At 46.0% G+C, this 24,218-nt stretch carries 17 protein-coding genes; 8 read left to right on the top strand and 9 right to left on the bottom strand.

Annotated features, from left to right (window positions below):
* Positions 1-71: 71 nt before the first annotated feature.
* Positions 72-863 carry a VacJ family lipoprotein gene (locus FC652_RS11620; protein WP_176298686.1) on the top strand — a complete coding sequence of 264 codons (792 nt, stop codon included), beginning with the start codon at positions 72-74 and terminating at the stop codon, positions 861-863.
* 55 nt (positions 864-918) lie between these two features.
* Here FC652_RS11620 and FC652_RS11615 read toward each other — a convergent pair whose 3' ends face one another.
* The 4 genes from FC652_RS11615 to FC652_RS11600 form a co-directional block, all read right to left on the bottom strand.
* Positions 919-2,220: an outer membrane protein transport protein gene (locus FC652_RS11615; RefSeq protein WP_176298685.1), complete on the bottom strand. Its 1,302-nt coding sequence runs from the start codon at positions 2,218-2,220 to the stop codon at positions 919-921.
* A gap of 300 nt (positions 2,221-2,520) precedes the next feature.
* A complete protein-coding gene (locus FC652_RS11610) occupies positions 2,521-3,825 on the bottom strand; it encodes an outer membrane protein transport protein (RefSeq protein ID WP_176298684.1) in 1,305 nt (434 codons plus the stop codon).
* A gap of 288 nt (positions 3,826-4,113) precedes the next feature.
* On the bottom strand, positions 4,114-4,845 hold the full coding sequence (locus FC652_RS11605) for a DUF3379 domain-containing protein (protein ID WP_176298683.1): 732 nt from the start codon (positions 4,843-4,845) through the stop codon (positions 4,114-4,116).
* A complete protein-coding gene (locus FC652_RS11600) occupies positions 4,838-5,413 on the bottom strand; it encodes a sigma-70 family RNA polymerase sigma factor (protein WP_176298682.1) in 576 nt (191 codons plus the stop codon). The genes FC652_RS11605 and FC652_RS11600 overlap by 8 nt, the downstream gene beginning before the upstream one ends.
* Before the next feature lie 738 nt (positions 5,414-6,151).
* Between FC652_RS11600 and fadI the strand changes: the two genes are divergently transcribed.
* A complete protein-coding gene (fadI, locus tag FC652_RS11595) occupies positions 6,152-7,459 on the top strand; it encodes an acetyl-CoA C-acyltransferase FadI (protein ID WP_176298681.1) in 1,308 nt (435 codons plus the stop codon).
* Entirely contained in the window at positions 7,459-9,576 is a 2,118-nt protein-coding gene (fadJ, locus tag FC652_RS11590) for a fatty acid oxidation complex subunit alpha FadJ (RefSeq protein ID WP_176298680.1), read from the top strand. The genes fadI and fadJ overlap by 1 nt, the downstream gene beginning before the upstream one ends.
* Before the next feature lie 93 nt (positions 9,577-9,669).
* Here fadJ and FC652_RS11585 read toward each other — a convergent pair whose 3' ends face one another.
* Positions 9,670-12,447, bottom strand: a complete 2,778-nt coding sequence (locus FC652_RS11585; protein ID WP_176298679.1) for an insulinase family protein — start codon at positions 12,445-12,447, stop codon at positions 9,670-9,672.
* Positions 12,448-12,755: 308 nt separating this feature from the next.
* Between FC652_RS11585 and sixA the strand changes: the two genes are divergently transcribed.
* Entirely contained in the window at positions 12,756-13,220 is a 465-nt protein-coding gene (gene sixA / locus FC652_RS11580) for a phosphohistidine phosphatase SixA (protein WP_176298678.1), read from the top strand.
* A 64-nt stretch (positions 13,221-13,284) separates the two neighbouring features.
* Here sixA and smrB read toward each other — a convergent pair whose 3' ends face one another.
* Complete coding sequence (smrB, locus tag FC652_RS11575) at positions 13,285-13,815, bottom strand: endonuclease SmrB (RefSeq protein WP_176298677.1); 531 nt, start codon at positions 13,813-13,815, stop codon at positions 13,285-13,287.
* Positions 13,816-13,874: 59 nt separating this feature from the next.
* Here smrB and prmB point away from each other — a divergent pair, with 59 nt between their 5' ends.
* A complete protein-coding gene (gene prmB / locus FC652_RS11570) occupies positions 13,875-14,807 on the top strand; it encodes a 50S ribosomal protein L3 N(5)-glutamine methyltransferase (protein ID WP_176298676.1) in 933 nt (310 codons plus the stop codon).
* A 199-nt stretch (positions 14,808-15,006) separates the two neighbouring features.
* Positions 15,007-16,092, top strand: coding sequence for a chorismate synthase (gene aroC / locus FC652_RS11565; RefSeq protein WP_176298735.1), 1,086 nt, complete (start codon positions 15,007-15,009; stop codon positions 16,090-16,092).
* Between the two features lie 73 nt (positions 16,093-16,165).
* Here the strand turns inward: aroC and FC652_RS11560 are convergent, their stop codons facing one another.
* The 3 genes from FC652_RS11560 to nagA all read right to left on the bottom strand — a co-directional run bounded on the left by FC652_RS11560 (position 16,166) and on the right by nagA (position 20,201).
* Positions 16,166-17,758: a cation:proton antiporter family protein gene (locus FC652_RS11560; RefSeq protein WP_176298675.1), complete on the bottom strand. Its 1,593-nt coding sequence runs from the start codon at positions 17,756-17,758 to the stop codon at positions 16,166-16,168.
* 89 nt (positions 17,759-17,847) lie between these two features.
* A complete protein-coding gene (locus tag FC652_RS11555) occupies positions 17,848-19,062 on the bottom strand; it encodes an ROK family protein (protein WP_176298674.1) in 1,215 nt (404 codons plus the stop codon).
* A 2-nt stretch (positions 19,063-19,064) separates the two neighbouring features.
* Positions 19,065-20,201, bottom strand: coding sequence for an N-acetylglucosamine-6-phosphate deacetylase (gene nagA, locus FC652_RS11550; RefSeq protein WP_176298673.1), 1,137 nt, complete (start codon positions 20,199-20,201; stop codon positions 19,065-19,067).
* Between the two features lie 491 nt (positions 20,202-20,692).
* On the opposite strand from nagA, the gene nagE reads away from it, so the two are divergent.
* Positions 20,693-22,264 (top strand): N-acetylglucosamine-specific PTS transporter subunit IIBC, encoded by a 1,572-nt coding sequence (gene nagE, locus FC652_RS11545; protein ID WP_176298672.1) that lies wholly within the window; start codon positions 20,693-20,695, stop codon positions 22,262-22,264.
* A 224-nt stretch (positions 22,265-22,488) separates the two neighbouring features.
* Positions 22,489-24,159 (top strand): glutamine--tRNA ligase, encoded by a 1,671-nt coding sequence (gene glnS, locus FC652_RS11540; protein WP_176298671.1) that lies wholly within the window; start codon positions 22,489-22,491, stop codon positions 24,157-24,159.
* Positions 24,160-24,218: the final 59 nt, after the last annotated feature.

Raw genomic sequence — 24,218 nt, 5'->3', positions numbered from 1 at the left:
ATCAAGTAGAATCATTAAGGTCAGTGAAAGCTGGCCTTATTTTTTGCTCTTGATATTGTCCTTCATCAACAATGGAATTCAGAATGTACAGCAAAGGGAAATCCTTCGCGATGTTATCGTTGCTGATCTTTGGTCTCTCTGGTTGCGCAAGCGCGCCGAAGGACCAAGAAGGGCAGGCCGATGGAACATCGACAGAAACCGATCATTATGACGGTGACCCATTTGAGTCGTTCAACCGTTCTATGTGGACACTCAACTACGAGTATCTCGATCCTTATTTGGTGCGTCCAGTCTCTCTGGCTTACGTAGAGTACACGCCGTCTCCTGTTCGAGTTGGGGTTGCTAATTTTCTATCAAACCTTGATGAACCCTCTAGCATGGTGAACAACATTATCATGGGTAATGGTCAACGCGCGGTGGAACACTTTAACCGTTTTTGGATCAACTCTACATTTGGCTTGTTAGGTTTGATTGATATTGCTACCGCCGCGGGGATTACTAAGCATGATGATAAAGCGTTCAGTGACGCTATTGGTCATTATGGCGTTGGCAATGGTCCCTTTTTGATGCTGCCAGGCTATGGGCCTTATACGGTTAGAGAAGTGACCGATACGGTTGATGGCATGTATGTGCCTTTGGTTTACCTAAACTTCTGGGCCGGATTGGGTAAGTGGGCATTAGAAGGGATGGAAAAACGGGCGTTATTGGTTAATCAAGAAGCACAGCTCAATTCATCGCCAGACCCTTACGCGTTAACGCGTGGTGTGTACTTACAACGGCAAGCGTTTAAAGCAGAAATCAATAAAGATGGCGTCGATGAAGAGGAAGAAGCACTTCTCGATCAGTATCTTGAAGAATATTAAAAGACAAAAGGGCTTAGTTAACACTAAGCCCTTTTTGATCTGCGTATGAACGAAATTAGAAGCGGTAGTTCGCTTGAACACCAATGAGCCACACGTTGCCCGTGGTTTCACCGACAAACTGGCCACCAACTGCTTGTGCCGCTTCGTCTGAACTGTAACCACGTGATTCCTTAATTGGCGCATCTTTGGCTATGATGTAAGTAAAGCCCGCGTCTAGAGTGAAATCTTGCGTCCAGTCGTATGTTGCACCGATGCTCAACCAAGTACGATCGGTTTCTGGAATGGTAATGGTACGGTTTTTGTCGCTCACGGCTGAGGTGTCATAAGCAATACCGGTTCTTAGCGCCAGTTTAGGCTGTAGTTGGTATGTTGCACCAACGGCAAAGCGGTAGTTGTCTTTCCAGTGTTCTTCTTTAACCGTCGAGCCTGGATTGTTGTCTAAATCGGCATAAAGTTCTTTAAAACTGCTCCAGTCTGTCCAGTTAATACTGGTATGTAGCGCTAGCTGTTCAGAAAGCTGGTGGAAGCTTGCAAGTTCGGCTGTTGCTGGTAGTGATAGAGTCATACTGCCTGTATCGTAGAAATCTCGGGTGTCTCCAAGGATTTTATTGAAGCCAAACCCTTCAGCATGGCCTTCCAATTTTAGTTCTACTTCAGATTTGTAGGTAAAGCCTACACGATGATTTTCGTTGATCTGCCATGCGGAGCCAATTTGCCAACCCCACGCGGTGTCATCACCTTCCATATATTTTAGAGTAGTGCCTTGTTGAACGCCCAAAATATTCTTTTTTGGTGCTGTAGCACCAAAGCTACCTTCAGCAATAATGTAGCGAACACCACCGCCAATGCTGAACTGCTCATTCAGTTGGTAAGCGAGGTTTAAGTTCGCTTCTTTACTGATCACGCTGGCTTCGTTGCCGAAATGAGAGGCAGTGAAATCTTTGCCTAGGTCAGTTTCCATACCGTAGTTGGTGCCTAGTGCAAAACCAATCGCAAGTTGATCATTGTAACGGTGTGAGATGTAAAGGTTTGGAATAATTGCGTCGTGGGCAAAATCTTCAGAGCTTGCCGCAGTATTTCCGTGCATCGGATGGCGAACTTCGCCTTCCACATCAATATTTGGGTTCACATAAATCGCGCCAACAGAGACTTGTGTACCCTCTAGGTAGGTTAGCATCGCAGGGTTACGCCACTGTGCGCTTGCGTTGTCTGCCATCGCAGCTTCACCCGCGTATGCGCGGCCAAGGCCTGTTGCCGAGTATTCTGCTAGTTGGAAGCCTGCAGCATTGGCAAGATTGGCACTAGAAAGTAGGCCAAAAGCGACGGCTGTAGATAGAAGAGTCTTGTTGGTTTTCATTATGTTTGTTCGCTGAAAAAGTGGATATGTGGGAACGGATTGTAGATCTTGAGTAAATACTTTAAAAACCAAATGCCAATAAAACAGTGTATTTAGAGTATTTATCTAAAAATATAAAGTTTATCTCGTTAACGTTCTGTTTGTTATCGGCTTGTTTTGAAATTTGAGCGTACACGCGTGTAATGAAATGGCCAATCCAGCAAACAGTTGTGCTCTGAAATAGTGAGATGCAGTAGGGAAAATAAAGAAAAAGGGCTGGTAGACCAGCCCTTTAGCATAGAGGTTTGCTCTAATCTAAAATTAGAACGAACGGCTGTATTGTAAGCCGACTAGAATTGCGTCCGCATGTGTTGTACCAGTGAACGTCGTGCCTACGGTGTTAGCTGGCAGGCCTGAGCCCGCAGGGGTTAAGTCGGTGCTTTCCGATACCTTAACATCTTCACCCATCAAGTAGGTGAAACCGAAATCGATGTTCGATTTTTGATCAATATGATATGTGAAACCGGCAGACAACCATTGGCGATCTGAATCTGGTACTGAAACCGAGGTAATCTGGTCTTGTGCGCTGGTGTCATACATGTAACCAGCACGTAATGTCCAATCTTGGTTTAGGAAATAAGTACCACCGATTGAATAGTGCATGCCGTCTTGCCATTGGTACTCATTTAGCACGCCGCTTTTTTTCGCTTCCAGCTTATCGAACTCCGCCCAGCCGATCCATTGCACACTATAGTGAACAGCGAACTGCTCATTCAAGCGATGGTAGCCAGAAAACTCAGCCATATCTGGCAGAGGCATGATCAAAGTATCGTCAATCTCACCTTTACCTGAACCAACGTAATTGACTTTGCCATCCGCTTCTAAATCTGGGCTGTATCGGTAGGAGAAACCAAAGCGGTTATCTTCATCAAGCTCGTAGACGGTACCCAAGTTGAAACCAAGCGCCCAGCCATCAGCATCGGCATCCAACGCGGTTTGTGTCTGTAGTACAGCACCGTTGGCTGGGTGGTATACTCGCATCGATCTCTGAAGCTTGCCTTTACCGTAGATCAAATCTAAACCCAGACCAAAGCTTAGCTGCTCATTGACGCGGTAAGAACCGGCTAAACCAAGGTTCATACTCTTTACGTCTGTCAAACCGCCATATTCTGTACCAACAAAAGAATCATCAAACTCTGTTTTGGTGCCAAAGTTGGTGTATGCATTAACACCCCAAGCGAACTGTTCATTCACTGGCACAATCAGGTGAATATTAGGCGCAATGGAAGTATCACCAGCATCGCCGTAATTTGATTCGCTCGTATATGACATTCCTTGAACAACTAGATTGTTCTGTGAATATTGAGCATCTTTTACTTTGATCTTTGATGTAATGGAAACAAAGCCTAGCGACAGCTCCATATCATCGAAAAGTGCCATCGCGGCAGGGTTGCGCGCCATGACGGAGGCGTTATCTGCAATGACGGCATCGCCGGCAAAAGCACGGCCGAGACCTGTTGCAGATTGTGCGTTAAGCTGGAAACCTGCTGCCATTGTTTGGCCTGAAGCCAATGCAACAGTCACTGCGAGAAGAGACTTTTTAAACAGACGCATGTTCTGAGTCATTTCATTATTCCTTTTTGTTACCGCCTCTAAATGGGCGTTGTTTTTGAGCATTTGCTCAGTTGGTGGCTGATCCTAGTCGTAAGCGTAGCAGATACAAATCCGACCATTGAGTTAAAATGAATGAAAATTGCAAAATTGGCGGATATCTGGCAGGAATAAGCAGCTAAAACGCATAAAATAGAGTTTTAACTCTATAGGCATTGTTTTGGTGAATGATTTTGTGTGAATTAATAAAGCAAAAAGCCGCAAGTTAGCGGTAACTTGCGGCTTTTGACGGTGAAATAGCGATTAAACGAGCGGTTTAATCATTGGTGCCAGTTTGTCAGCAAATTTCTTTGTCTCTTCGCCGTTTTCACCCACCAAGATTAAGCTGGTATCCCCAACAGGAACGATAATGCCATTCATACCATCTTTGGCGAAATCCGCTTCTGCTGAGCTCTTAATTGGGGCGATAAACAGCGTAATCTTGCCTTTCTCTCCTTGGAAAATCATGTGCAGTGCATTGGTATGGCCAAAACCACAGTGATTGAGGTAGTACACGTGATACGGGAAGTTATCATTAAAGTAATACTCCAATGGTGATAACTTGGCGTTGATCTGTATGGACGTGACTTGCTCATCAATGTGTCGTACAAAGGCACTTTCAGCAACAACATGCTGTATCGCGGTGTCTGCTAGGCTTGCTTGCGCCGGTGAAACCAATAAGTTGCCCCAGTTAATTTGTCCAACCAGTAAACCAGCGGTAAACGCAAAAGAGGCGGCAAGGGCCATGGCTTTGCGGACGAAACTCGGTCTGACGATTTTATCCTCACTTGCGTAAGAGGTTTGCTTAAGCAAGATTTTGTCAACAAGCTCTTCCGGCACTTCCACTTTCATCGCTTGTTTGATTTGCGCATCCAAATCCAGCACATCTTGAGCAAACTTTGCATTGGAGTCACTGCTATCGAGTGCTTGCAAAATCTCTTGGTCACGGCTTTTCGGGTCCGACAAAATACGGCGACGAAATTCTAAATCATCCATTTTTTTGCCCCCTTTGAGTTTGGTCTGAGTCTAACAGTTCTTTCAGTTGGTTTCTGGCGCGAAACAAACGTGTCATCACCGTATTTTTGTTTAAATCCAAAATATCGCTTATCTCATCACCACTAAACCCACCAACAACTTGAAGAAACAGCGGCTCTCGATATTCGATATCCAATTTCATGATTTGCGCTTGCAGCCATTCTTGCTGGTGGTGGTCATCATCATTGACTTTGGCTTCGTTGCCATAATCTTCGATGTCCACGAGATCGAATTGCTTTCTTTCAAAACGACGAGCATTCTCTCGTCTCAATATGGTAATGAGCCAAGATTTTGCGGCCTTTTCGTCTTGCAGGCTATCGAGAGATTTCCAAGCTCTGAGGCAGGTTTCTTGCACGAGATCTTCTGCTACAGATTGATCTTTGCAAAGCCAGTACGCATAGCGATACAAATCTCGGTGATAGGCTCTTACAAGCGCTTCGTATTTTTTTTGTCTGTCCATTTCCGTATTGACCGGAGTGTCAGAGGTTTTCTTTCCGAATATTTTAAATATTGCCACAGGAGCCTCCATACCTGCTCTGTGTGGAAATAGGAAGCCAACAATAATGGCATGATTCCTATTGGTTTTGTCAATCGAACGACCTGTTGGTCAGTCTAACGTAATTATTGATAAAGGAAATGCTACATGCGTTCCGATAATGGCAAACATCGGTCTAACGGCGTGTTAACGTCAGAGACGATTCGATCTTCAAGTTGAACAAGAGCGCTCTATACCAATCAGTTTAAGTCAAAAGGTTGTCGATAGGTCTGGTTTGGAAAAGTCTAAAAAATGCCATTTAGATGATGAAGATCAGAGTAAGTCGGGAATATCGGCTAACTTGCCAATCTGTTAGCGCAAAACCACCATAAAATTGATCTAATTCAAAATCTGTAACGACAAACTGGCTATAGTAAACCCTGTCATCTAGTTAACCCTTTGGGTTAGCGTGTTGAGCAAGATGACACTTCCTTTTGAAGGCTGACTTTACTTTCTCCTAATCAGGAAACTGATTATTTTCAATTGGCGTAAGTTAATTGTTTTATACCGATTCCGACCACACAGTTTTGTGTGGTTTTTTTTTGCCTGCATTCCACTTGCCATTGAAACCTTTTGCAATATTCCTTTGTAAGTTATTGAAGTAAAAGTAATCTAAGTTTGAGTTAGAACAATAGATCTACTAACCTCACGTTTATTTAAACGCACGTTTGATAAATTTAACAAAATGATTACAATGCGTCAGGTCAGACCTCTTGTTATTAAGGAGAAACAATGGGCAAGCAGGAAGTGAAAACACGCCATGGTGAGCGTGTAGCTATTGTGGCGGGGTTGAGAACCCCCTTTGCTCGTCAAAGCACGGAGTTCAGCCAAGTACCCGCTGTGGATCTTGGCAAGATGGTTGTGAGTGATCTGTTGGCACGTACCGACATCGATCCGAAGTTGATTGAGCAAGTGGTGTTTGGCCAAGTCGTGCAGATGCCAGAAGCACCCAATATAGCGCGTGAAATCGTGCTAGGGACAGGCATGAACATTCACACCGATGCTTACAGCGTGACCCGTGCTTGTGCAACGAGCTTTCAATCGGCAGTGAACGTAGCAGAGAGCATCATGGCAGGCGCAATCGATATTGGCATCGCTGGCGGTGCGGATTCTTCTTCTGTTCTGCCGATTGGCGTATCCAAAAAATTGGCAGCGAGCTTGTTGGCTCTTAGTAAAACCAAAACACTAGGTCAAAAACTTAAGGTGCTTTCAAGCTTAGGTTTAAAAGATCTGATGCCTGTTCCCCCAGCAGTGGCCGAATACTCTACGGGTTTGTCTATGGGCCAAACCGCGGAGCAGATGGCGAAAACTCATGGCATTACTCGTGCAGAACAAGATGCTTTGGCGCATCGCTCTCACACTCTGGCCTCTCAGGCGTGGCGTGATGGCAAAATTGCCGGAGAGGTAATGACGGCGTTTCCCGAACCTTATAAAAAGTGGATCGCAGAAGACAATAACATCCGCCATGATTCCACATTGGAAGGCTATGCCAAACTTCGCCCTGCGTTTGATCGTCAATTCGGCACGGTCACTGCGGCTAATAGTACGCCACTGACTGATGGTGCGGCGGCAGTAATGCTGATGCGCGAAGGGCGAGCAAAAGAGCTTGGTCTAGAGATTCTCGGTTACATCCGTGGCTATGCGTTTTCTGCTATCGGTGTCGAGACTGATATGCTGATGGGGCCTTCCTATGCAACCGCAAAAGTGTTGAAAAATACCGGTTTGGAACTCTCAGATCTTACCTTAATTGACATGCATGAAGCCTTTGCCGCTCAAGCCTTGGCTAACGTGAAAATGTTTGCTTCCGATAAGTTCGCCCAAGAGAACCTTGGCCGTTCCAAAGCGATTGGTGAAATCGATATGGATAAGTTCAATGTGTTGGGTGGTTCGATTGCTTATGGTCACCCATTTGCCGCCACTGGTGCGCGGATGATGACGCAGACTCTACGTGAGTTGAAACGTCGTGGTGGAGGTTTAGCATTGAATACCGCGTGTGCGGCAGGTGGCTTGGGTGCTGCGATGATTCTGGAGGTTGAATAATGAGCGAGCAAAAAGCATTTAATCTGAAGATTGATGAACAGAACATTGCGTGGCTTGGCATTGATGTTCCAAACGAAAAAATGAACACACTTCAAGCTGCGTTCGCTGAAGAGATGAAAGCGATTTTTTCTCAGCTAAAAGACAGTAGTGGTCTGAAAGGTCTGATCATTCACTCATTGAAACCTGACAACTTTGTCGCGGGCGCAGACGTGCGTATGCTTGAAGCGTGTAAAACAGCGCCTGAAGCAGAAGCACTAGCACGCCAAGGACAAGAGTTGTTTCAGCAACTCTCTGACTTACCCTATCCTGTTGTTGCGGCGATCCACGGCCCTTGTTTAGGTGGTGGCTTAGAGTTGGCACTGGCGTGTGATTTTCGCGTATGCAGTGACGACGATATCACGCGGTTAGGTTTACCCGAAGTGCAACTAGGCTTGTTGCCAGGGTCTGGCGGGACTCAACGTTTGCCTCGCTTGATTGGTTTATTGCCATCGCTAGATCTTATCCTGACAGGTAAGCAACTGAGAGCCAAAAAAGCGAAGAAACTGGGCGTTGTCGACGAATGTGTTCCACAAACCATTCTGTTGGATGTCGCAAAACAGTTGGTTGAAAAAGGCAAAAAACGCGCCAAGCAAAAAGTCTCTACCAAAGAGAAACTGCTTTCTGGCAGTGGGCTAGGGCGTAAGTTTGTGTTTGAACAAGCGGCGAAGAAAACCCACGAAAAAACGCGCGGTAATTACCCTGCGACCGTAGCAATTTTACACGTAATTCAACATGGCCTTGAAAAGGGTATGAAGCAAGGGCTTGAGCTGGAAGCGAAGCGCTTTGGTGAACTGGTCATGAGCAATGAATCAAAAGCGCTGCGCTCGATTTTCTTTGCCACGACTGAAATGAAGAAAGAAACCGGTAGCGATGCCAAACCAAGCCAAGTGTCAATGGTGGGCGTTTTAGGTGGCGGGTTAATGGGCGCAGGCATTGGCCATGTGACAGTGGGCAAAGCCAAAGTGCCTGCTCGTATTAAAGATGTGAGCAACGATGGTGTTCTCAATGCGTTGAAATACAACCACAAGCTGTTTGATAAGCAGTACAAGCGTCGTATTTTGTCCAAGGCTCAACTGCAAAGCAAAATGATGCAACTGAGCGGTGGAACAGATTTCACCAGTTTCAATCGCACCGATGTGGTGATTGAGGCGGTGTTTGAAGATTTAACACTCAAGCAGCAAATGGTGGCGGATATTGAAGCAAATGCTAAACCAGAAACCATTTTTGCCACCAACACCTCTTCACTGCCAATCCATAAAATTGCAGAAAAAGCGCAGCGCCCTGAAAACGTCGTTGGCTTGCATTACTTTAGCCCGGTGGAAAAAATGCCGTTGGTAGAAGTCATTCCACATGAAACGACGTCGCAAGAAACCATTGCAACGGTGGTGGCATTGGCGAAGAAGCAGGGCAAAACGCCGATTGTGGTCAAAGATCAAGCTGGTTTCTTTGTGAACCGTATCTTAGCGCCTTACATGAATGAGTCTGCCCATATTCTGTTGGCAAACGAACCTATCGAGAAGATAGACTCGGCGTTACTGGATTTTGGTTTCCCTGTCGGGCCAATCACTCTGCTCGATGAAGTTGGGGTGGATATCGGCGCGAAGATAATGCCTATCCTTGTCGCTGAGCTCGGTGCTCGTTTTAAGGGTCCGGATGTGTTTGATGTACTGCTCAACGATGGCCGCAAAGGACGCAAGAGTGGCAAAGGTTTCTACACCTACAAAGGGAAGAAAAAAGAGGTCGATAAATCGGTGTATAAGCTGCTCAAGCTAACGCCAGAATCGAAACTCAGTGATAAAGACATCGCTTTGCGTTGTGTGCTTCCTATGTTGAATGAAGCCGTCCGTTGCTTGGATGATGGCATTATTCGTTCCCCTCGCGATGGTGATATCGGCGCTATTTTTGGCATTGGATTCCCTCCTTTCTTGGGTGGGCCATTCCGCTATATGGACCAATTCGGTTTGAAAGAGTTGGTGGAGAAAATGAATCAGCTTGCCGAGAAGTATGGCGACCGATTTGCGCCGTGTGATGGTTTGCTAACTCGCGCTGGTGAAGGGCGTAAGTTCTACCCTGAGTAAGTGTCGAGAAAGCGTTTGAAACAAAACAGGCTACCGAAGGTAGCCTGTTTTGTTTGTCTAGCCAATTTGTCTATGCATTCAGTTCACTTTGAGTTAACCGAGGCCGGTATCTTTCGGCCTCAATTGAAACTCTTCAATCGATCCGATCTCTTGCCCAAGATGAATCTTAGGTTCTTCTGCATGGGCAATGCCCTGTGTGTGCATCACCAAGCGATTCGCAGTTCTTGGTTTGAGTTCGTTAACGACAAAACGGATCATGTCAGCGCGCGTTAAGCCTTTTAGTTCGGCTAAGACCTTTTCGCGTTGGTTGAAATCGGTATCTTTGTTGCCAATGGCCACCCATAGGCGTTGTGCTCGATTACGCAAGGTTGTATCTGGCGCCGCTATTTGATTCCAAAGCCCTCGTTTACTGCTGTGCCATTCGTACTCGTTTAGCTCTAACAGTACCATGTAAAATGCGTTTAGGAACTCGTCAATGGAGCGTACAAGCTCTGCCGGCGCAGAATTCGGCGACTGCACATACAGCACAATACCAGGGTGTTTGTTAAGTGGCATGTTGCCAGTGCCGACCATGTAGCCAAGCTGCTGCTTAGTGCGAATCTCGTGGAAGAAAGTGGCTGACATCAAGTGATTAGCAAGAGAGTAAAGTGCGATGCTGTGCGGCGAAGTATCTTCACATTGATGGTAAATCACCACGGCAGAATCTTGTTGTCCGCACTCCACTTCTCGTTGGAAGCTGCCATTAGCGCCAAGCATAATCAGTGGACGTAAGGCTTCTTCATAGCGTTGCTCTTTCACACGTAGCGCATTTTTGAGTGTTGTTGCCATGTCATGTGCTTGCTGGCGTTGCCAATCACCATAGACAAACATTTCCACGTGCAGCTCCGCCAATATTTCATCGACGAAATCGGCCAACTCCTCCACATCGATCTGTTGTAGTGCTTCAATGAGCGTCGAAAATGGTGGGTTGTTTGGTTGTAAAATGCCCGTCATTGCATTGAACAGTTGCGAAATAGGACGATCTTGCGCCGCGTTGCGCCAGCTTCGTAACAGTTGTTTTTTGATGTTGTCGAAGCGAATTGGGTTGAAATCCCGAGTCGCAAACCGCTTTAGAATCATTTCAAGCAGTTGAGGCAGTTTTTGAGAAAAACCGGAGAGCGTGAGGGTGACGCCACCTTGATGGGCATACATGTTGTATCCCATACCAGCGATTTCAGCTTGGTAGGTTTCTTTTGCTAATGAGTCCAAAAACATCTCGACACAAAGACGTGTTTTAACAATATTTTTTGCCGATGCTACGGCATGAGGGCTATCGATAGCAACATACAACACCCCTTTCGGAACACGAAACTCGGTATCTTGCAGGTGCCACAAACGGAACCCTTCGAGATCTTCAATCAGTTGAGGGAGCTCTTCATCACTTTCAAGTGGTGTTGGGTCTAGATCGTAACAGATAAAGGGGTTCTTTGCGGGTAAATCGAATCCCCAGCCAGGGTTGATCCGCGCATAGCTCTCACGTTGCTCAAGGCTTAGTGGTACCACTTTATAAGGTGTGAAATACCACGCCGCTTCGCGATCGGTTTCTATCCCTTTTGCAATTAGCGTGACACGTAAATTATCAATGGTGAAGTACTCAAACAGAGAGCTCAGCAATGCTTCGTCATAACCCACCATCATATAGTCACCGTAAATGGTGTCTTCAGGTCGATAGTGTTGCATGTTGACCACTAAATGGCTCACCATATCGAGAGGACGAGAGGGCTCCTGGAAACGGAAAGCCGACTCAAGTACCGCTTGCTTCTCTTTGTAACGCCACTCTTCCAGACCCTCCGCTTTGATTAAACGGATGTATTGGAAAACGGCCTGAATAATCTCATCGGTGTGTTCGAGGCCTTGTTTGGTTAGTGTGCAGCTGATGGTGAAATCGCGATAGTTACTACCCGCCGCGCCACCGCCAGCTGAGAGCGAGGTGATCCAATTTTTGTTCTTCAACCCCAGCATTAAACTGCCTTCGCCCTCATAGCCTAAAAGATGGGCAAAATAAGAAAGAGGTTTGATGGCGTAATGCTGGTCCATACCTGGGAAAGGGAAGGTGAGCACTAACTTACGGATCTCTTTGAGTGGTTCAATACTCACCGTCACACCAGTGCTGTTATCACCAATGATGGGCACACTAATCGTCTTACCTTGGCGTTGGTTATTGGTAATCTCGCCAAATTTCTCTTCTACCCAGTGCTGCAGTTCATCAAGGGATTGTGGTCCATAGACGGTGAGCGTCATCAAATCGGCAGAATAATGAGAACGATAGAAATCGACGACTTCTTGCCGAATAGAGATGCCATTGCGATCATCAAGAGTATCAAGATTGCCAACAGAAAATTTAGCAAATGGATGAAGTGGATTAACCACTTCTTTATTCACCTGATAGAAACGACGTGAGTCATCGTTGAGTTTAAGTCGATATTCCGATTCTACCGCTTGACGTTCTTTATCCAGCGCTTCTTCATTGAAAAGAGGGGCGACAAAAAACTGACTAAATCGGTCGAGGGCTTTTTCGAAGACATTCGAGCTGACGTCAAAAAAGAAACAGGTGTGCTCCGTTCCTGTCCAAGCATTGTTGCTTCCGCCGTGTTGGCTAATATAGCTTTGAAAATCGCCAACTTTAGGGTATTTTTCCGTCCCCAAAAAGAGCATGTGCTCAAGATAGTGCGCTAAGCCATGTCTCTCGTCTGGGTCATCAAAGTGGCCAACGTTGACCGCAAGTGCAGCAGCAGATTTTGTGGCGTCTTCGGAGCTGATTAACAACACCCGCAACGCATTGTCGAGCGTCAGGTATCGGTATTGATGGTTGTCGTTTGGGCTTAAGTGCACGTTGCATCTCCGAAAATGTCAATATTGTTATTATGAACCTGAAAAGAGCGGGTGCAAATTCTCTGTGGTATTTCCATAGTGAATATTGAGATTGATAACGCTTTGCGTACCTCTCTTTAACAGATTGTTAAGAAAGTCGAAGTCTTTAGCAAGCGAATTGATATAATTGTCGTGGCTGAGTCGAGCAGATAATCAAATTAACAATCGACAAAGTGTGTTAGACACACAAAAACGGCTCGAAAAATGCAGCAAGATCGAGAGTCCTCCGTCATCGCATTTTCGAATCGATAAAAGTCCAAGGATATTACATGAAAGTACTAATCATGCGTCACGGTGAGGCAGAGCATTTCGCTGAGAGTGATGCGCAACGTGCTTTGACCTCACGAGGTCGTTTAGAGTCAGATGTGGTTGCAAAAGCGTGCGCAGAGCAAGGCATCACTCATTTTAATAAGGTCTTAGTGAGCCCTTATCTGAGAGCACAGCAAACTTGGCAGGAAATCAGTGGTTATTTTCAAGCCGATGTGGTTGAAACGTGCGAAGACATCACCCCTTATGGTCAGTCTGAGCAAGTGTATGATTACCTGTGTGCATTGATTGAAGTTGAGCAGCCAGAGCAAATTCTTCTTGTGTCTCATCTTCCGCTTGTGGGTTACCTAACGGCAGAATTTGTCAAAGATATGTCTGCGCCGATGTTTCCGACTTCTGGCATGGTTTGTATTGAGTTTGAACCTGCCCTACATCGTGGCGAAATCCGATTTAGTTTAAGACCGTAGCTAGGGTGGGCAAAGTGCTCAGAAGAGCGCTGCAGGAGAAACCTGCCTGCAGGCGTTAGAGGGTTTATTTCTCAGGGATTGAGATCAGAACAAGTAAGGCGCCATCACCGCCAAACTCTAGTGGTGCTTGGTGAAAGGCCATGACATCAGGATGTTGCGCGAGCCATAGCGGCGTTTTTTGTTTGAGAATGTGCTTCCCGATGCCGTGCTGCACACAGGCACAATGCACTTCATTTTTCACACAGTACGCTATCATTGCACCGAGTTCGCGCTTGGCTTCTTGTTGTGTCATCCCATGCATATCAAGAAACACATCGGGAACATATACCCCGCGTCGCAAGCGTTTGACTTCATAGGTGGATACGTCGTCACGTGCGTAACGGGTCGGCCCTTCTTCGCTTAAAAGAGGAACAAACTCGTCTGAAAAATAGAATTCAGAATCACTTGCTTCACGGCTCACGCGCTTGATTTCTTTTTGTTTAGTATTTCTGTTTGGTTGCTGGACTATGGTATCCTGAGGCAACTTTTTTATGCCCTGTACTGCTTCCCGGAATAATGAGAAATCGTCGTCAAGGTCGTTGTCTTTGTTACTCATGGGTTTAACACTAAATATTTATATCATTGGCAGTATTGTAGCGCTTTTCGGAGGCAATTTTGGATAAGATTTTTGTAGAAGAGGCCGTTTCTGAGCTTCATACCCTTCAAGACATGATTCGTTGGACGGTGAGCCGTTTTAATGCCGCGAACTTGTTTTATGGTCATGGTACCGATAATGCATGGGATGAAGCCGTTCAGTTGATCCTACCAACCCTCTATTTGCCGATTGATGTGCCTCCACATGTATTGAATTCTCGCCTAACCAGCAGCGAGCGTTTGCGCGTTGTTGAACGTGTGGTGAAACGTATCAATGAGCGCACGCCGACGGCATACCTAACCAATAAAGCTTGGTTTTGTGGCTTAGAGTTTTTTGTTGATCAGCGTGTACTTGTGCCACGCTCACCAATTGGTGAATTGATCCAAGCACAGTTTGAACCTTGGCTTATTGAAGAGCCTGTGCGCATTATGGATTTGTGTACGGGCAGTGGCTGTATCGCTATTGCATGTGCACATGCCTTCCCAGAAGCGGAAGTGGATGCGATTGACATTTCTGCAGACGCGCTAGCGGTTGCTGAGCAGAACATCCAAGATCACGGTATGGAGCAACAAGTTTTCCCTATTCGTTCCGATCTATTCCGTGATTTGCCAAAAGAGCAATACAACATCATCGTGACCAATCCACCGTATGTGGATGAAGAGGACATGAACAGTTTACCAATCGAATTTACCCACGAGCCAGCACTAGGCTTAGCCGCGGGTACGGACGGTTTGAAACTGGTTCGCCGTATTCTCGCTAATGCGCCAGATTACCTAACAGAGAAAGGTATTTTAGTCTGTGAGGTGGGTAACTCGATGGTTCACATGATGGAGCAATATCCACATATTCCATTCACTTGGCTGGAATTTGAAAACGGCGGCCATGGCGTCTTCTTGCTAACGCGCGAGCAGTTGTTGGAGTGTGCGGAAGATTTCCGTCTATACAAAGACTAAGCATTAACCCCTTTTGCTGACACTTTTTGAGAAAACGCCCGCTTTAATGATTTAAGCGGGCGTTTTTTTTCGAAGCGACCGAAAAAGACAAAATTGATCGTTTTAGGGGTTTACATCAAAACGCAATAGCGCCACTATGAATTCACGAAGAATTGGAATGTATAGCGCAGTTTACAGCGCTAACAAATTTGAGGAAGTAATGGCAGGAAACAGTATCGGACAACATTTTCGAGTGACGACATTCGGAGAAAGTCACGGTATCGCACTAGGATGTATCGTGGACGGGTGTCCCCCAGGGCTCGAGATTAGTGAAGCGGATCTTCAAACCGATCTGGATCGCCGTCGCCCAGGGACATCGCGTTACACTACCCAACGACGCGAGCCGGATGAAGTGAAAATTCTTTCTGGTGTGTTTGAAGGAAAAACGACGGGCACATCAATTGGTTTGTTGATTGAGAATACCGATCAACGTTCAAAAGATTATTCAGAAATCAAAGATAAATTCCGCCCAGGCCATGCCGATTACACCTATCACCAAAAATACGGAATTCGTGATTACCGCGGTGGTGGCCGTTCTTCGGCACGTGAAACGGCAATGCGAGTGGCAGCAGGCGCGATTGCGAAGAAATACCTCAAGCAAGAATTTGGCGTTGAAATCCGTGCTTACCTTTCACAAATGGGCGACGTTGCGATTGATAAAGTGGATTGGAACGAAATTGAGAACAACCCATTCTTCTGTCCCGACGTCGACAAAGTTGAGGCTTTTGATCAACTGATCCGAGATTTGAAAAAAGAAGGCGATTCGATCGGCGCGAAAATTCAAGTGGTTGCCACCAATGTACCTGTCGGTTTGGGTGAACCTGTCTTTGACCGACTTGATGCGGACATAGCTCATGCTTTGATGAGCATTAATGCGGTGAAAGGAGTGGAGATTGGTGATGGCTTTGATGTCGTGAGTCAAAAAGGCAGTCAACACCGCGATACGCTTTCTCCTCAGGGTTTTGGCAGTAACCATGCTGGTGGTATTCTGGGCGGCATCTCAACTGGGCAAGACATCGTTGCCAATATTGCGTTGAAGCCAACGTCCAGCATCACAGTGCCAGGGGACACCATCAATGTGGATGGTGAATCCACACAACTCATTACCAAAGGTCGACACGACCCTTGTGTTGGTATCCGAGCAGTGCCGATCGCAGAAGCCATGTTAGCGATTGTGGTGATGGACCACTTACTGCGTCATCGTGGACAAAACCATGGTGTCAGTACGCACACACCGAAGATCTAATGGCATTTGTCTATCGAGAAAATATCAAAGGGTGGCCAATGGGCCACCTTTTTGCTTTGACTCGTTTTGTTGATTAACTCGTTGGCGGTGTGAACTCTGGTTTGAGTTGTTGACACACATGGCGTGCAAAGCCGCTACCTGCCTCGTTGTAAATGTTAAAGGCTGCGTGTACGCCACTGTTGGTGAGTGTCTCTAATTGGTCGGAGTACTCGGCAATTGCCGCAATTTGTCCTTGATAATTTCGACGTTTGAGCTGTTCGAGCGCCGTTTGATTACCTTGGTGGTGGGGCATGGCCAGCAAAACCAGTTTCACATTCGCTGTATCAAGAATACGCTCCCAAAAGTCTGGGTCGGTGGCGTCTCCAGCAATCACATTTCTACCTTCTTCGCGATGGTACTGCGCCGCTTCTTCACGCACTTCAACACCTAAACTGATTTTTCCGTAACGTGCGCGTAGTTCATCATAGGCCCCCGTCCCGATGCGGCCCATACCGAGGATGAGAACTTGAGCATTCCCCGGATTGATCAACTGATCGCGTTGATTGAGTTTCTCTGCTGCCGTTTCCTGAAGCCATTTGCCTGAGTGTTGATAAATCTGATGCCCCATTTTGTTTAACGGCGCGGCAATAATAAACGAAAGCGACACGGCTACCGCTAAGGCGACCAAAATATCACTTGGCATCCAGCCCATTTTGTAGGCTAGACCGCCTACGATAAGACCAAACTCGCTGTAGTTAAATAGTGTTAACGAAGCGAGCAGAGACGTACGTACACGAAACTTGAAATGATTGATGGTCAGGAAGTAGAGCAGACCTTTAAGTGGCAGCAAGAGCAGTATGAGCAGTGCTAAAGAGACACCAGTTAAACTGAGAGACGCTGATAAGCCGATGTTGAGGAAGAAGCAGACCAAGAAGAGCTCCTTCATGTTAAAGAGAGATTTGGCAAGTTCAGAGGACTTCCTATGACCTGCGAGCAACATGCCCAGCACCAGCGCACCTAAGTCTGCTTTCATGCCTACGAGTTCGAATAGTCCTGCTCCGGCTACTAGGGCAAAGAAAATGCCGCATAGCACCAGCATTTCTCCGTGACCCACCCAGTCCAAAATTTTGTAGAACAGTGGACGCAGCAACGGCAGGGCGAACAAAATGATTGCATACCAATGCGGCAGTTTTCCTGTTGAAGCAGTGAGGAACACAACGGCAAAAATATCTTGCATGATTAAAATGCCGATAGCCAGTGTGCCATAGGTAGCGTTCATTTCCCCTTTTTCTTGTAATGACTTAACGGCAAATACCGTACTGGAGAATGATAGGGCAAATGCGAGCAAAATAAGGTGGTTCAACTCCATCTCAGCGAGAGATGAGATTCCGAGAAACTTGAGGCCAACGAATGCCGCTGTAAAAAGTAACGTTGAGAGAAGGTTATGAACAGTAGCGCCAGCCCATATTTCTTTTGAGAGCAGAGTTTTGATGTCAAGTTTTAGGCCGATGGTGAACAACAATAATGTTACACCGAGATCTGCGAGCGTAGTGATAGTGAGGTTACTTTCAAAACCAAAAGCGTGCAGTGCAAAACCCGCAAGCAAGAAGCCGACTAACGGAGGAAGATTGCATTTCAACGCTGCAAACCCAGCGATAAACGCCGTAGATATTAGAATGATTTCCATGGGGCTAACGTGATTTCCTTCAAATGTAAAAAGGGCTGTGATGACACAGCCCAATTGTAGCTTATGTAACGGATTGAATGACAGATGCTTTAATCACCTAACAACTTTTGTAACAAAACGCCATTCAGCATGGCACGTTTAATCATTGCAAATGCGCCCATAGTAGGTTGCTTGTCAATTTGTGACGCGACAATTGGCAGTTGGTTATGGAATGTCTTTAGTGATTGATTTTCGACGTTGCGCTGAATAGCTGGGAACACAATGTCTTTCGCCGCAGTAATGTCACCCGCAATAACAATTTTTTGTGGGTTAAACAAATTGATGGTCATTGCGATCGCCTTACCCAACTGATTCCCAACGCGGACTAAGCTTTGTTGCGCCAGTTCATCGCCTTCTAGAGCGTGGTTACAGACATCTTGGATGGTAATGTGATCCAATTTTGCTAGCGATGACTCATAACCTTGCGCGATCAGTTTTTTCACGCGCTGAATAATTGCTGGGTTTGCTGCAACTGTCTCAAGGCAGCCGAAGTTACCACACTGGCACTGTTCACCGAGAGGATCGATTTGGATATGACCAATTTCTCCCACATTGCGGTTAAAACCAAGGAACACCTGTCCATTAACGATAATACCAGCACCGGTGCCTCGATGAACGCTGACGAGAATTGAGTCTTGGCAATCCTGACTGGCTCCAAAATAGTGTTCAGCTAACGCCATGCCACGCACGTCGTTGCCAACGAAACATTCAATGCCAAATTTTTCACGAATGATCTCACCGAGCGCAAGTTTATCGATGTCTGTGTTTGGCATGTACTCAACAACACCGGTTGTTGGGTTGACTAGGCCAGGAAGGGTGATACCAATGGCGATGAGTTGGTCTATTTTGCCTTGACAGCGACCAATAAAATCTTTCAAAAGGGAAGTAAGTCCCTGCTGGAGGTCTGATTGGTTGGTGTAACGGAAATCGTGTTGATCTTGTGCTAGCGCTGTCCCACCAAGATCGTATAGGCAAAATTGTACGTAATCTCGTCCTAAACGAACCGCAACAGAGTGAAATGGCTTTACTTCGGTGGTCAGTGAAATGGCGCGTCGCCCACCCGTTGAGGCCTGCTGAGCAACCTCTTTGATTAGCCCACGCTCAAGTAACTGGCGAGTGATTTTTGTAACACTGGCAGGTGCCAGCTGACTGACATCTGCCACTTGAATGCGGGAGATAGGTCCTTGTTGATCAATCAACCTGTACACAGCAGCGCTGTTCAGTTGTTTTACTAAGTCTACGTTACCTATCTGTCCGCCATTCATTCTTAATTTTGCTCGTATTGTCCGTTAACAACCGTCGCTTTAACGTTGAAGTCTCGATCAAAAATCGTCAGGTTAGCCACGTAACCTTTCTTAATTCGACCTAGGTAAGCATCTACACCAATTGCTTTTGCTGGGTAGAGTGTTGCCATACGAAGAGCTTCGTCTAAAGCGATTCCGACATGTTCAACTGTATTTTCGACGGCTTCAATCATCGTCAACGCTGAACCACCTAATGTGCCATTTTCATCAACACATTTGCCATCACGGTAATATACTTTCTTACCTACAAAAATAAAGTAATCCATGTTAGCGCCTGCAGGAGCTGTGGCATCGGTCACTAATACTAGCTTCTCGCCTTTGATTTTGTGCGCAATTCTGATGTTTGCGTAATCGACATGGAAGCCATCCGCGATGATACCAGCATACACCTCAGGTGTGTCGTAAATAGCGCCCACTACACCAGGTTCACGGCCTGCCATTGGTGTCATTGCGTTAAACAAGTGAGTGGCAAAAGTGATACCTGCTTCAAAGCCTTTGCGAGCTTCTGCGTAGGTCGCGTTGGTGTGGCCAATTGACACAATGATGCCGGCATCACGAAGTTTTTCAATGTGCTCAGGATTGTTCAGCTCTGGTGCGAGAGTCACTTTAGTCACGACGTCTGCGTTTGCGCAGATGAAGTCAACCATGCTGTTATCTGACGGGCGGATGTAGTCAACGCTGTGGATGCCTTTTTTCATCACGTTAAGGTAAGGACCTTCAAGGTGCAAACCAAGCGATTGGTTTTCGTACTTGGCGTGATACTCACGTGCTGCAGCGATGGCTGCACGCATATCTTCATCAGAGGATGTGATCAGTGTAGGCAGAAAGCTTGTACAACCGGATTTCAAGTTGGCTTCATGCATAATTTGCATGGTTTCTGCGGTGATTTCATCGTTCAGCATTACACCACCACAGCCGTTTAACTGTAGGTCAATAAAGCCTGGGCTAACATTAGCACCTGCAAGGTCTTTGACTTCGATCCCTGAAGGTAGATCCGCTGCAGGCACAACCGATGTGATCAAATCATTTTCGATGATGAGAGCGTGTTCTGAAAGAACATCACTTCCTGTATAAATTTTACAGTTCGTTAGCGCGTACATGTTCAGCTAATCCTTATCAAATGAGATTTAAATTCGTTTCATTTACGGTTCCTTAGACAGCGATTCATCCGAAATATTGGACACTTAGTTTGTGTCGCTGAATTAGACCGTAAAACCGGTACAGCAAACATTGGCAAGATAAAGGTTTAATAGCGTAAGTTGCTGAGTTTTATTTGTTTTTATGGTTCTTTCAGTGTTTGTTATTGCCCACTTGTAATTTTAATGTTTTGAGCAAGGGTAAAAAAAGGGATTCGTTTATCACTAAAAGTCTGAGAATTTTATCGCCAATTCACCATTTTTTTGAATGATAAAATAAGTTTTATGATCTCGCTAGCAAAAACCTTTTGGAAGGGCAAAATCTGGTGATTATGATCACAAACAAAGAGCTTTTAATTTGCGGAGCAAAATTAATGTCATAAACTGAAAAAGACTAAATTGGATGACTAAAAAAAGTCTTTCAAAAAATGAAAATCCTATAGGGGGAACTTAAGGTGAATATTCTTGGATACGCGCAAAAATTAGGTAAAGCACTTATGCTACCTATCGCGACCCTACCGGTTGCGGCGCTCTTACTACGTTTGGGTCAAGGCGACCTGTTGGATATCCCATTCATGGCGCAAGCTGGTGGTGCTATCTTTGGTCAACTTCCTCTTCTATTCGGTCTTGGTATCGCGATTGGTCTTTCTAAAGACGGTCAAGGTGCTGCAGGCCTAGCTGGTGCAGTTGCATACTTCGTGCTAACAGCAACAGCAACAACAATCGATGCGTCTATCAACATGTCGTTCTTCGGCGGTATCATTGGTGGTATCATCGCTGGTCACTCGTACAACGCTTTCCATGCTACACGTCTTCCTGAGTGGTTGGCATTCTTCTCTGGCAAACGTCTAGTGCCTATTATGGCAGGTCTATTCTCGCTGGTTGCTGGTGCAGTAGCTGGTGTGGTTTGGCCTTCAATCCAGGGTGGTCTTGACGCTCTAGCACACGCTGTATCGACTTCAGGTGCTGTTGGTCAATTTGTTTACGGTACTCTTAACCGTGCACTTATCCCTGTTGGTCTTCACCACGTTCTAAACTCATACTTCTGGTTTGGTATGGGTACGTGTCAAGAGATCCTAGTAACTGGCGCGCAAGCTGCTGGTCAAGCACTACCAGCGCTACAACAGCTTTGTGTTGACCCAGCTCTAGCGAAAACTCTTGTTGCTGGCCAAACTCACACATTTGAATTTGCTAACGCAGTAACTCCAGAAATCACAGCAACAGTAAAAGAAGTAACTGAAACTGTTAAATCTGGTGACCTACACCGCTTCTTCGGTGGCGATAAAGGCGCTGGCGTATTCATGAACGGTTTCTTCCCAATCATGATGTTTGGTCTACCAGGTGCGGCTCTAGCGATGTACTTTGCAGCGCCTGCTGAGAAACGTCATCAAGTTGGTGGTGCACTGTTCTCTGTAGCATTCTGTTCATTCCTAACGGGTATCACAGAGCCTCTAGAGTTCATGTTCGTGTTCCTTGCACCTGCGCTATACGCAATGCACGCAGTATTCACTGGTCTAGCTCTAGTGGTTGCGAACATGTTCGGTACTCTACACGGTTTCGGTTTCTCTGCAGGTCTAATTGACTTCGCACTGAACTGGGGTCTAGCAACTAAACCATTTGTACTACTACTAATCGGTCTAGCATTTGGTGCTCTATACTTCTTCACTTTCACCTTCGCAATCCGCGCGTTCAACCTGAAATCGCCTGGTCGTGAAGACGATGACTCTGAAGTTGCTCAGTCATCTGGTGATGCAAAAAGTGGTGACCTAGCTCGTCAGTACCTTAAGGCACTAGGCGGTCATGAGAACCTAACATCAATCGATGCATGTATCACTCGTCTGCGTCTAACGCTTAAAGACCGCTCTGTTGCTGACGAAGCAGTACTTAAGAAACTGGGTGCGAAAGGTGTGGTTAAGCTTGGCGAAAACAACCTACAAGTTATCCTTGGTCCTCTAGCAGAAATCGTTGCTGGCGAAATGAAAGCAATTGGTGCTAACGAAGACCTATCTGATGTGAAACTGCCTTAATCGCAATCACATGAAACAAGATCAAAGCCTCCCTAGGGAGGCTTTTTCTATTTTAGTGCTTTATCGTGGTTGTTTAAGATAAATAATCCCATTTAAACGCGAGATCTTATTGTCTATTGGCGCATAATTGTGGATCATTAACGGCAGTGTGCTCTGAAGGCTGAATGCAGCTTCGGAGCTAAGTTTTCTCTGAACAATACTAAAACAAACTTGAGGTGCTTTAGATGAGTGAAGCTGATGCTCGTCCATCAAACTTTATTCGTCAGATCATTGATAAAGATCTGGCGGATGGCAAACACACGAGTGTGCATACACGATTCCCACCGGAGCCAAACGGCTACCTACACATCGGCCATGCGAAATCGATCTGTTTGAACTTTGGTATTGCTCAGGACTATCAGGGTAAGTGTAATCTTCGTTTCGACGATACCAACCCTGAGAAAGAAGACATCGAATACGTTGAGTCGATCAAAAATGATGTGAGCTGGTTAGGCTTTGAATGGGACGATGAGATCTGTTACTCATCGAACTATTTCGACAAGCTTTACGAGTATGCAGTGGAACTGATTAACAAAGGCTTAGCGTACGTTGATGAGCTAAGTCCAGAGCAGATCCGTGAATACCGTGGTACGTTGACTGAGCCTGGTAAGCCTAGCCCTTACCGTGATCGTCCTGTCGAAGAAAACCTTGCGCTGTTTGAAAAAATGCGCGACGGCGGTTTTGAAGAAGGTAAAGCATGCCTTCGTGCGAAGATTGACATGGCTTCATCGTTCATTGTTATGCGTGATCCAGTACTTTACCGCGTGCGTTTTGCGTCTCACCACCAAACCGGTGACAAATGGTGCATTTATCCAATGTACGACTTCACGCACTGTATTTCGGACGCGTTAGAAGGCATTACGCACTCAATTTGTACTCTTGAGTTTATGGACAACCGTCGTTTGTACGACTGGGTTCTCGATAACATCACCATTGATTGCCGTCCTCATCAGTATGAGTTCAGCCGTCTGAATCTTGAATACACAGTGATGTCTAAGCGTAAGCTTAACCAACTAGTGACCGAGAAATTGGTTAATGGTTGGGATGACCCACGTATGCCAACTATCTCTGGTTTACGCCGTCGCGGTTTCACACCAGCGTCCATTCGCGAGTTTTGCAAGCGTATCGGTGTGACGAAGCAAGAAAACATGATCGAGTTTAGCTCGCTTGAATCTTGTATTCGTGATGATTTGAATGAAAATGCCCCTCGCGCAATGGCGGTGTTGGATCCTGTTAAGCTAGTGATTGAGAACTTCCCTGCAGGCGAAGTAGAAAATCTAACGGTTGCTAACCACCCAAATAAACCAGAAATGGGTGCGCGTGAAGTGCCGTTTAGCCGTGAAATTTGGATCGAGCGTGAAGATTTCCGTGAAGAAGCGAACAAGAAGTACAAACGTTTGGTTCTCGGCAGTGAAGTGCGTCTCCGTGGCGCGTATGTGATTAAAGCTGAACGTGTTGAGAAAGACGACGAAGGTAATATCACAACCATCTTCTGTACTTACGACTCAGAAACATTGGGCGTTAACCCAGCTGATGGTCGTAAAGTCCGTGGTGTAATTCACTGGGTATCGGCGGATAAAGGCGTTCCTGCTGAAATTCGTTTGTACGATCGTCTATTCACGGTACCAAACCCAGCAGCGGCGGATGATTTTGCATCCACAATTAACCCAGAGTCACTCACTGTGTTGAAGGGTTTTGTCGAGCCAAGCCTAGTAGAAGCGGAAGCTGAGAAAGGCTACCAGTTTGAGCGTATGGGGTACTTCTGTGCGGACTCTAAAGACTCTTCTAAAGAGCATTTGGTTTTCAACCGCACCGTAGGTTTACGAGATACTTGGGCGAAGATCGAAGCGCAGTAACACGAACAAACTGAATACAAACCCAACTCTTAGAGTTGGGTTTTTTATTGGAAACAGCA

The organism is Vibrio sp. 05-20-BW147 (genome assembly GCF_013369385.1).
Taxonomy (GTDB): domain Bacteria; phylum Pseudomonadota; class Gammaproteobacteria; order Enterobacterales; family Vibrionaceae; genus Vibrio; species Vibrio floridensis.
This window is presented reverse-complemented; position numbering and strand designations above follow the sequence as displayed.

Coding starts and splice junctions, on each gene's coding strand:
- glnS (WP_176298671.1), top strand. CDS start 22,489: ATGAGTGAAGCTGATGCTCGTCCATCAAACTTTATTCGTCAGATCATT.
- aroC (WP_176298735.1), top strand. CDS start 15,007: ATGGCAGGAAACAGTATCGGACAACATTTTCGAGTGACGACATTCGGA.
- FC652_RS11600 (WP_176298682.1), bottom strand. CDS start 5,413: ATGGAGGCTCCTGTGGCAATATTTAAAATATTCGGAAAGAAAACCTCT.
- FC652_RS11555 (WP_176298674.1), bottom strand. CDS start 19,062: ATGAATGGCGGACAGATAGGTAACGTAGACTTAGTAAAACAACTGAAC.
- fadI (WP_176298681.1), top strand. CDS start 6,152: ATGGGCAAGCAGGAAGTGAAAACACGCCATGGTGAGCGTGTAGCTATT.
- sixA (WP_176298678.1), top strand. CDS start 12,756: ATGAAAGTACTAATCATGCGTCACGGTGAGGCAGAGCATTTCGCTGAG.
- FC652_RS11610 (WP_176298684.1), bottom strand. CDS start 3,825: ATGACTCAGAACATGCGTCTGTTTAAAAAGTCTCTTCTCGCAGTGACT.
- nagA (WP_176298673.1), bottom strand. CDS start 20,201: ATGTACGCGCTAACGAACTGTAAAATTTATACAGGAAGTGATGTTCTT.
- smrB (WP_176298677.1), bottom strand. CDS start 13,815: ATGAGTAACAAAGACAACGACCTTGACGACGATTTCTCATTATTCCGG.
- FC652_RS11605 (WP_176298683.1), bottom strand. CDS start 4,845: ATGGATGATTTAGAATTTCGTCGCCGTATTTTGTCGGACCCGAAAAGC.
- FC652_RS11620 (WP_176298686.1), top strand. CDS start 72: ATGGAATTCAGAATGTACAGCAAAGGGAAATCCTTCGCGATGTTATCG.
- FC652_RS11560 (WP_176298675.1), bottom strand. CDS start 17,758: ATGGAAATCATTCTAATATCTACGGCGTTTATCGCTGGGTTTGCAGCG.
- FC652_RS11615 (WP_176298685.1), bottom strand. CDS start 2,220: ATGAAAACCAACAAGACTCTTCTATCTACAGCCGTCGCTTTTGGCCTA.
- fadJ (WP_176298680.1), top strand. CDS start 7,459: ATGAGCGAGCAAAAAGCATTTAATCTGAAGATTGATGAACAGAACATT.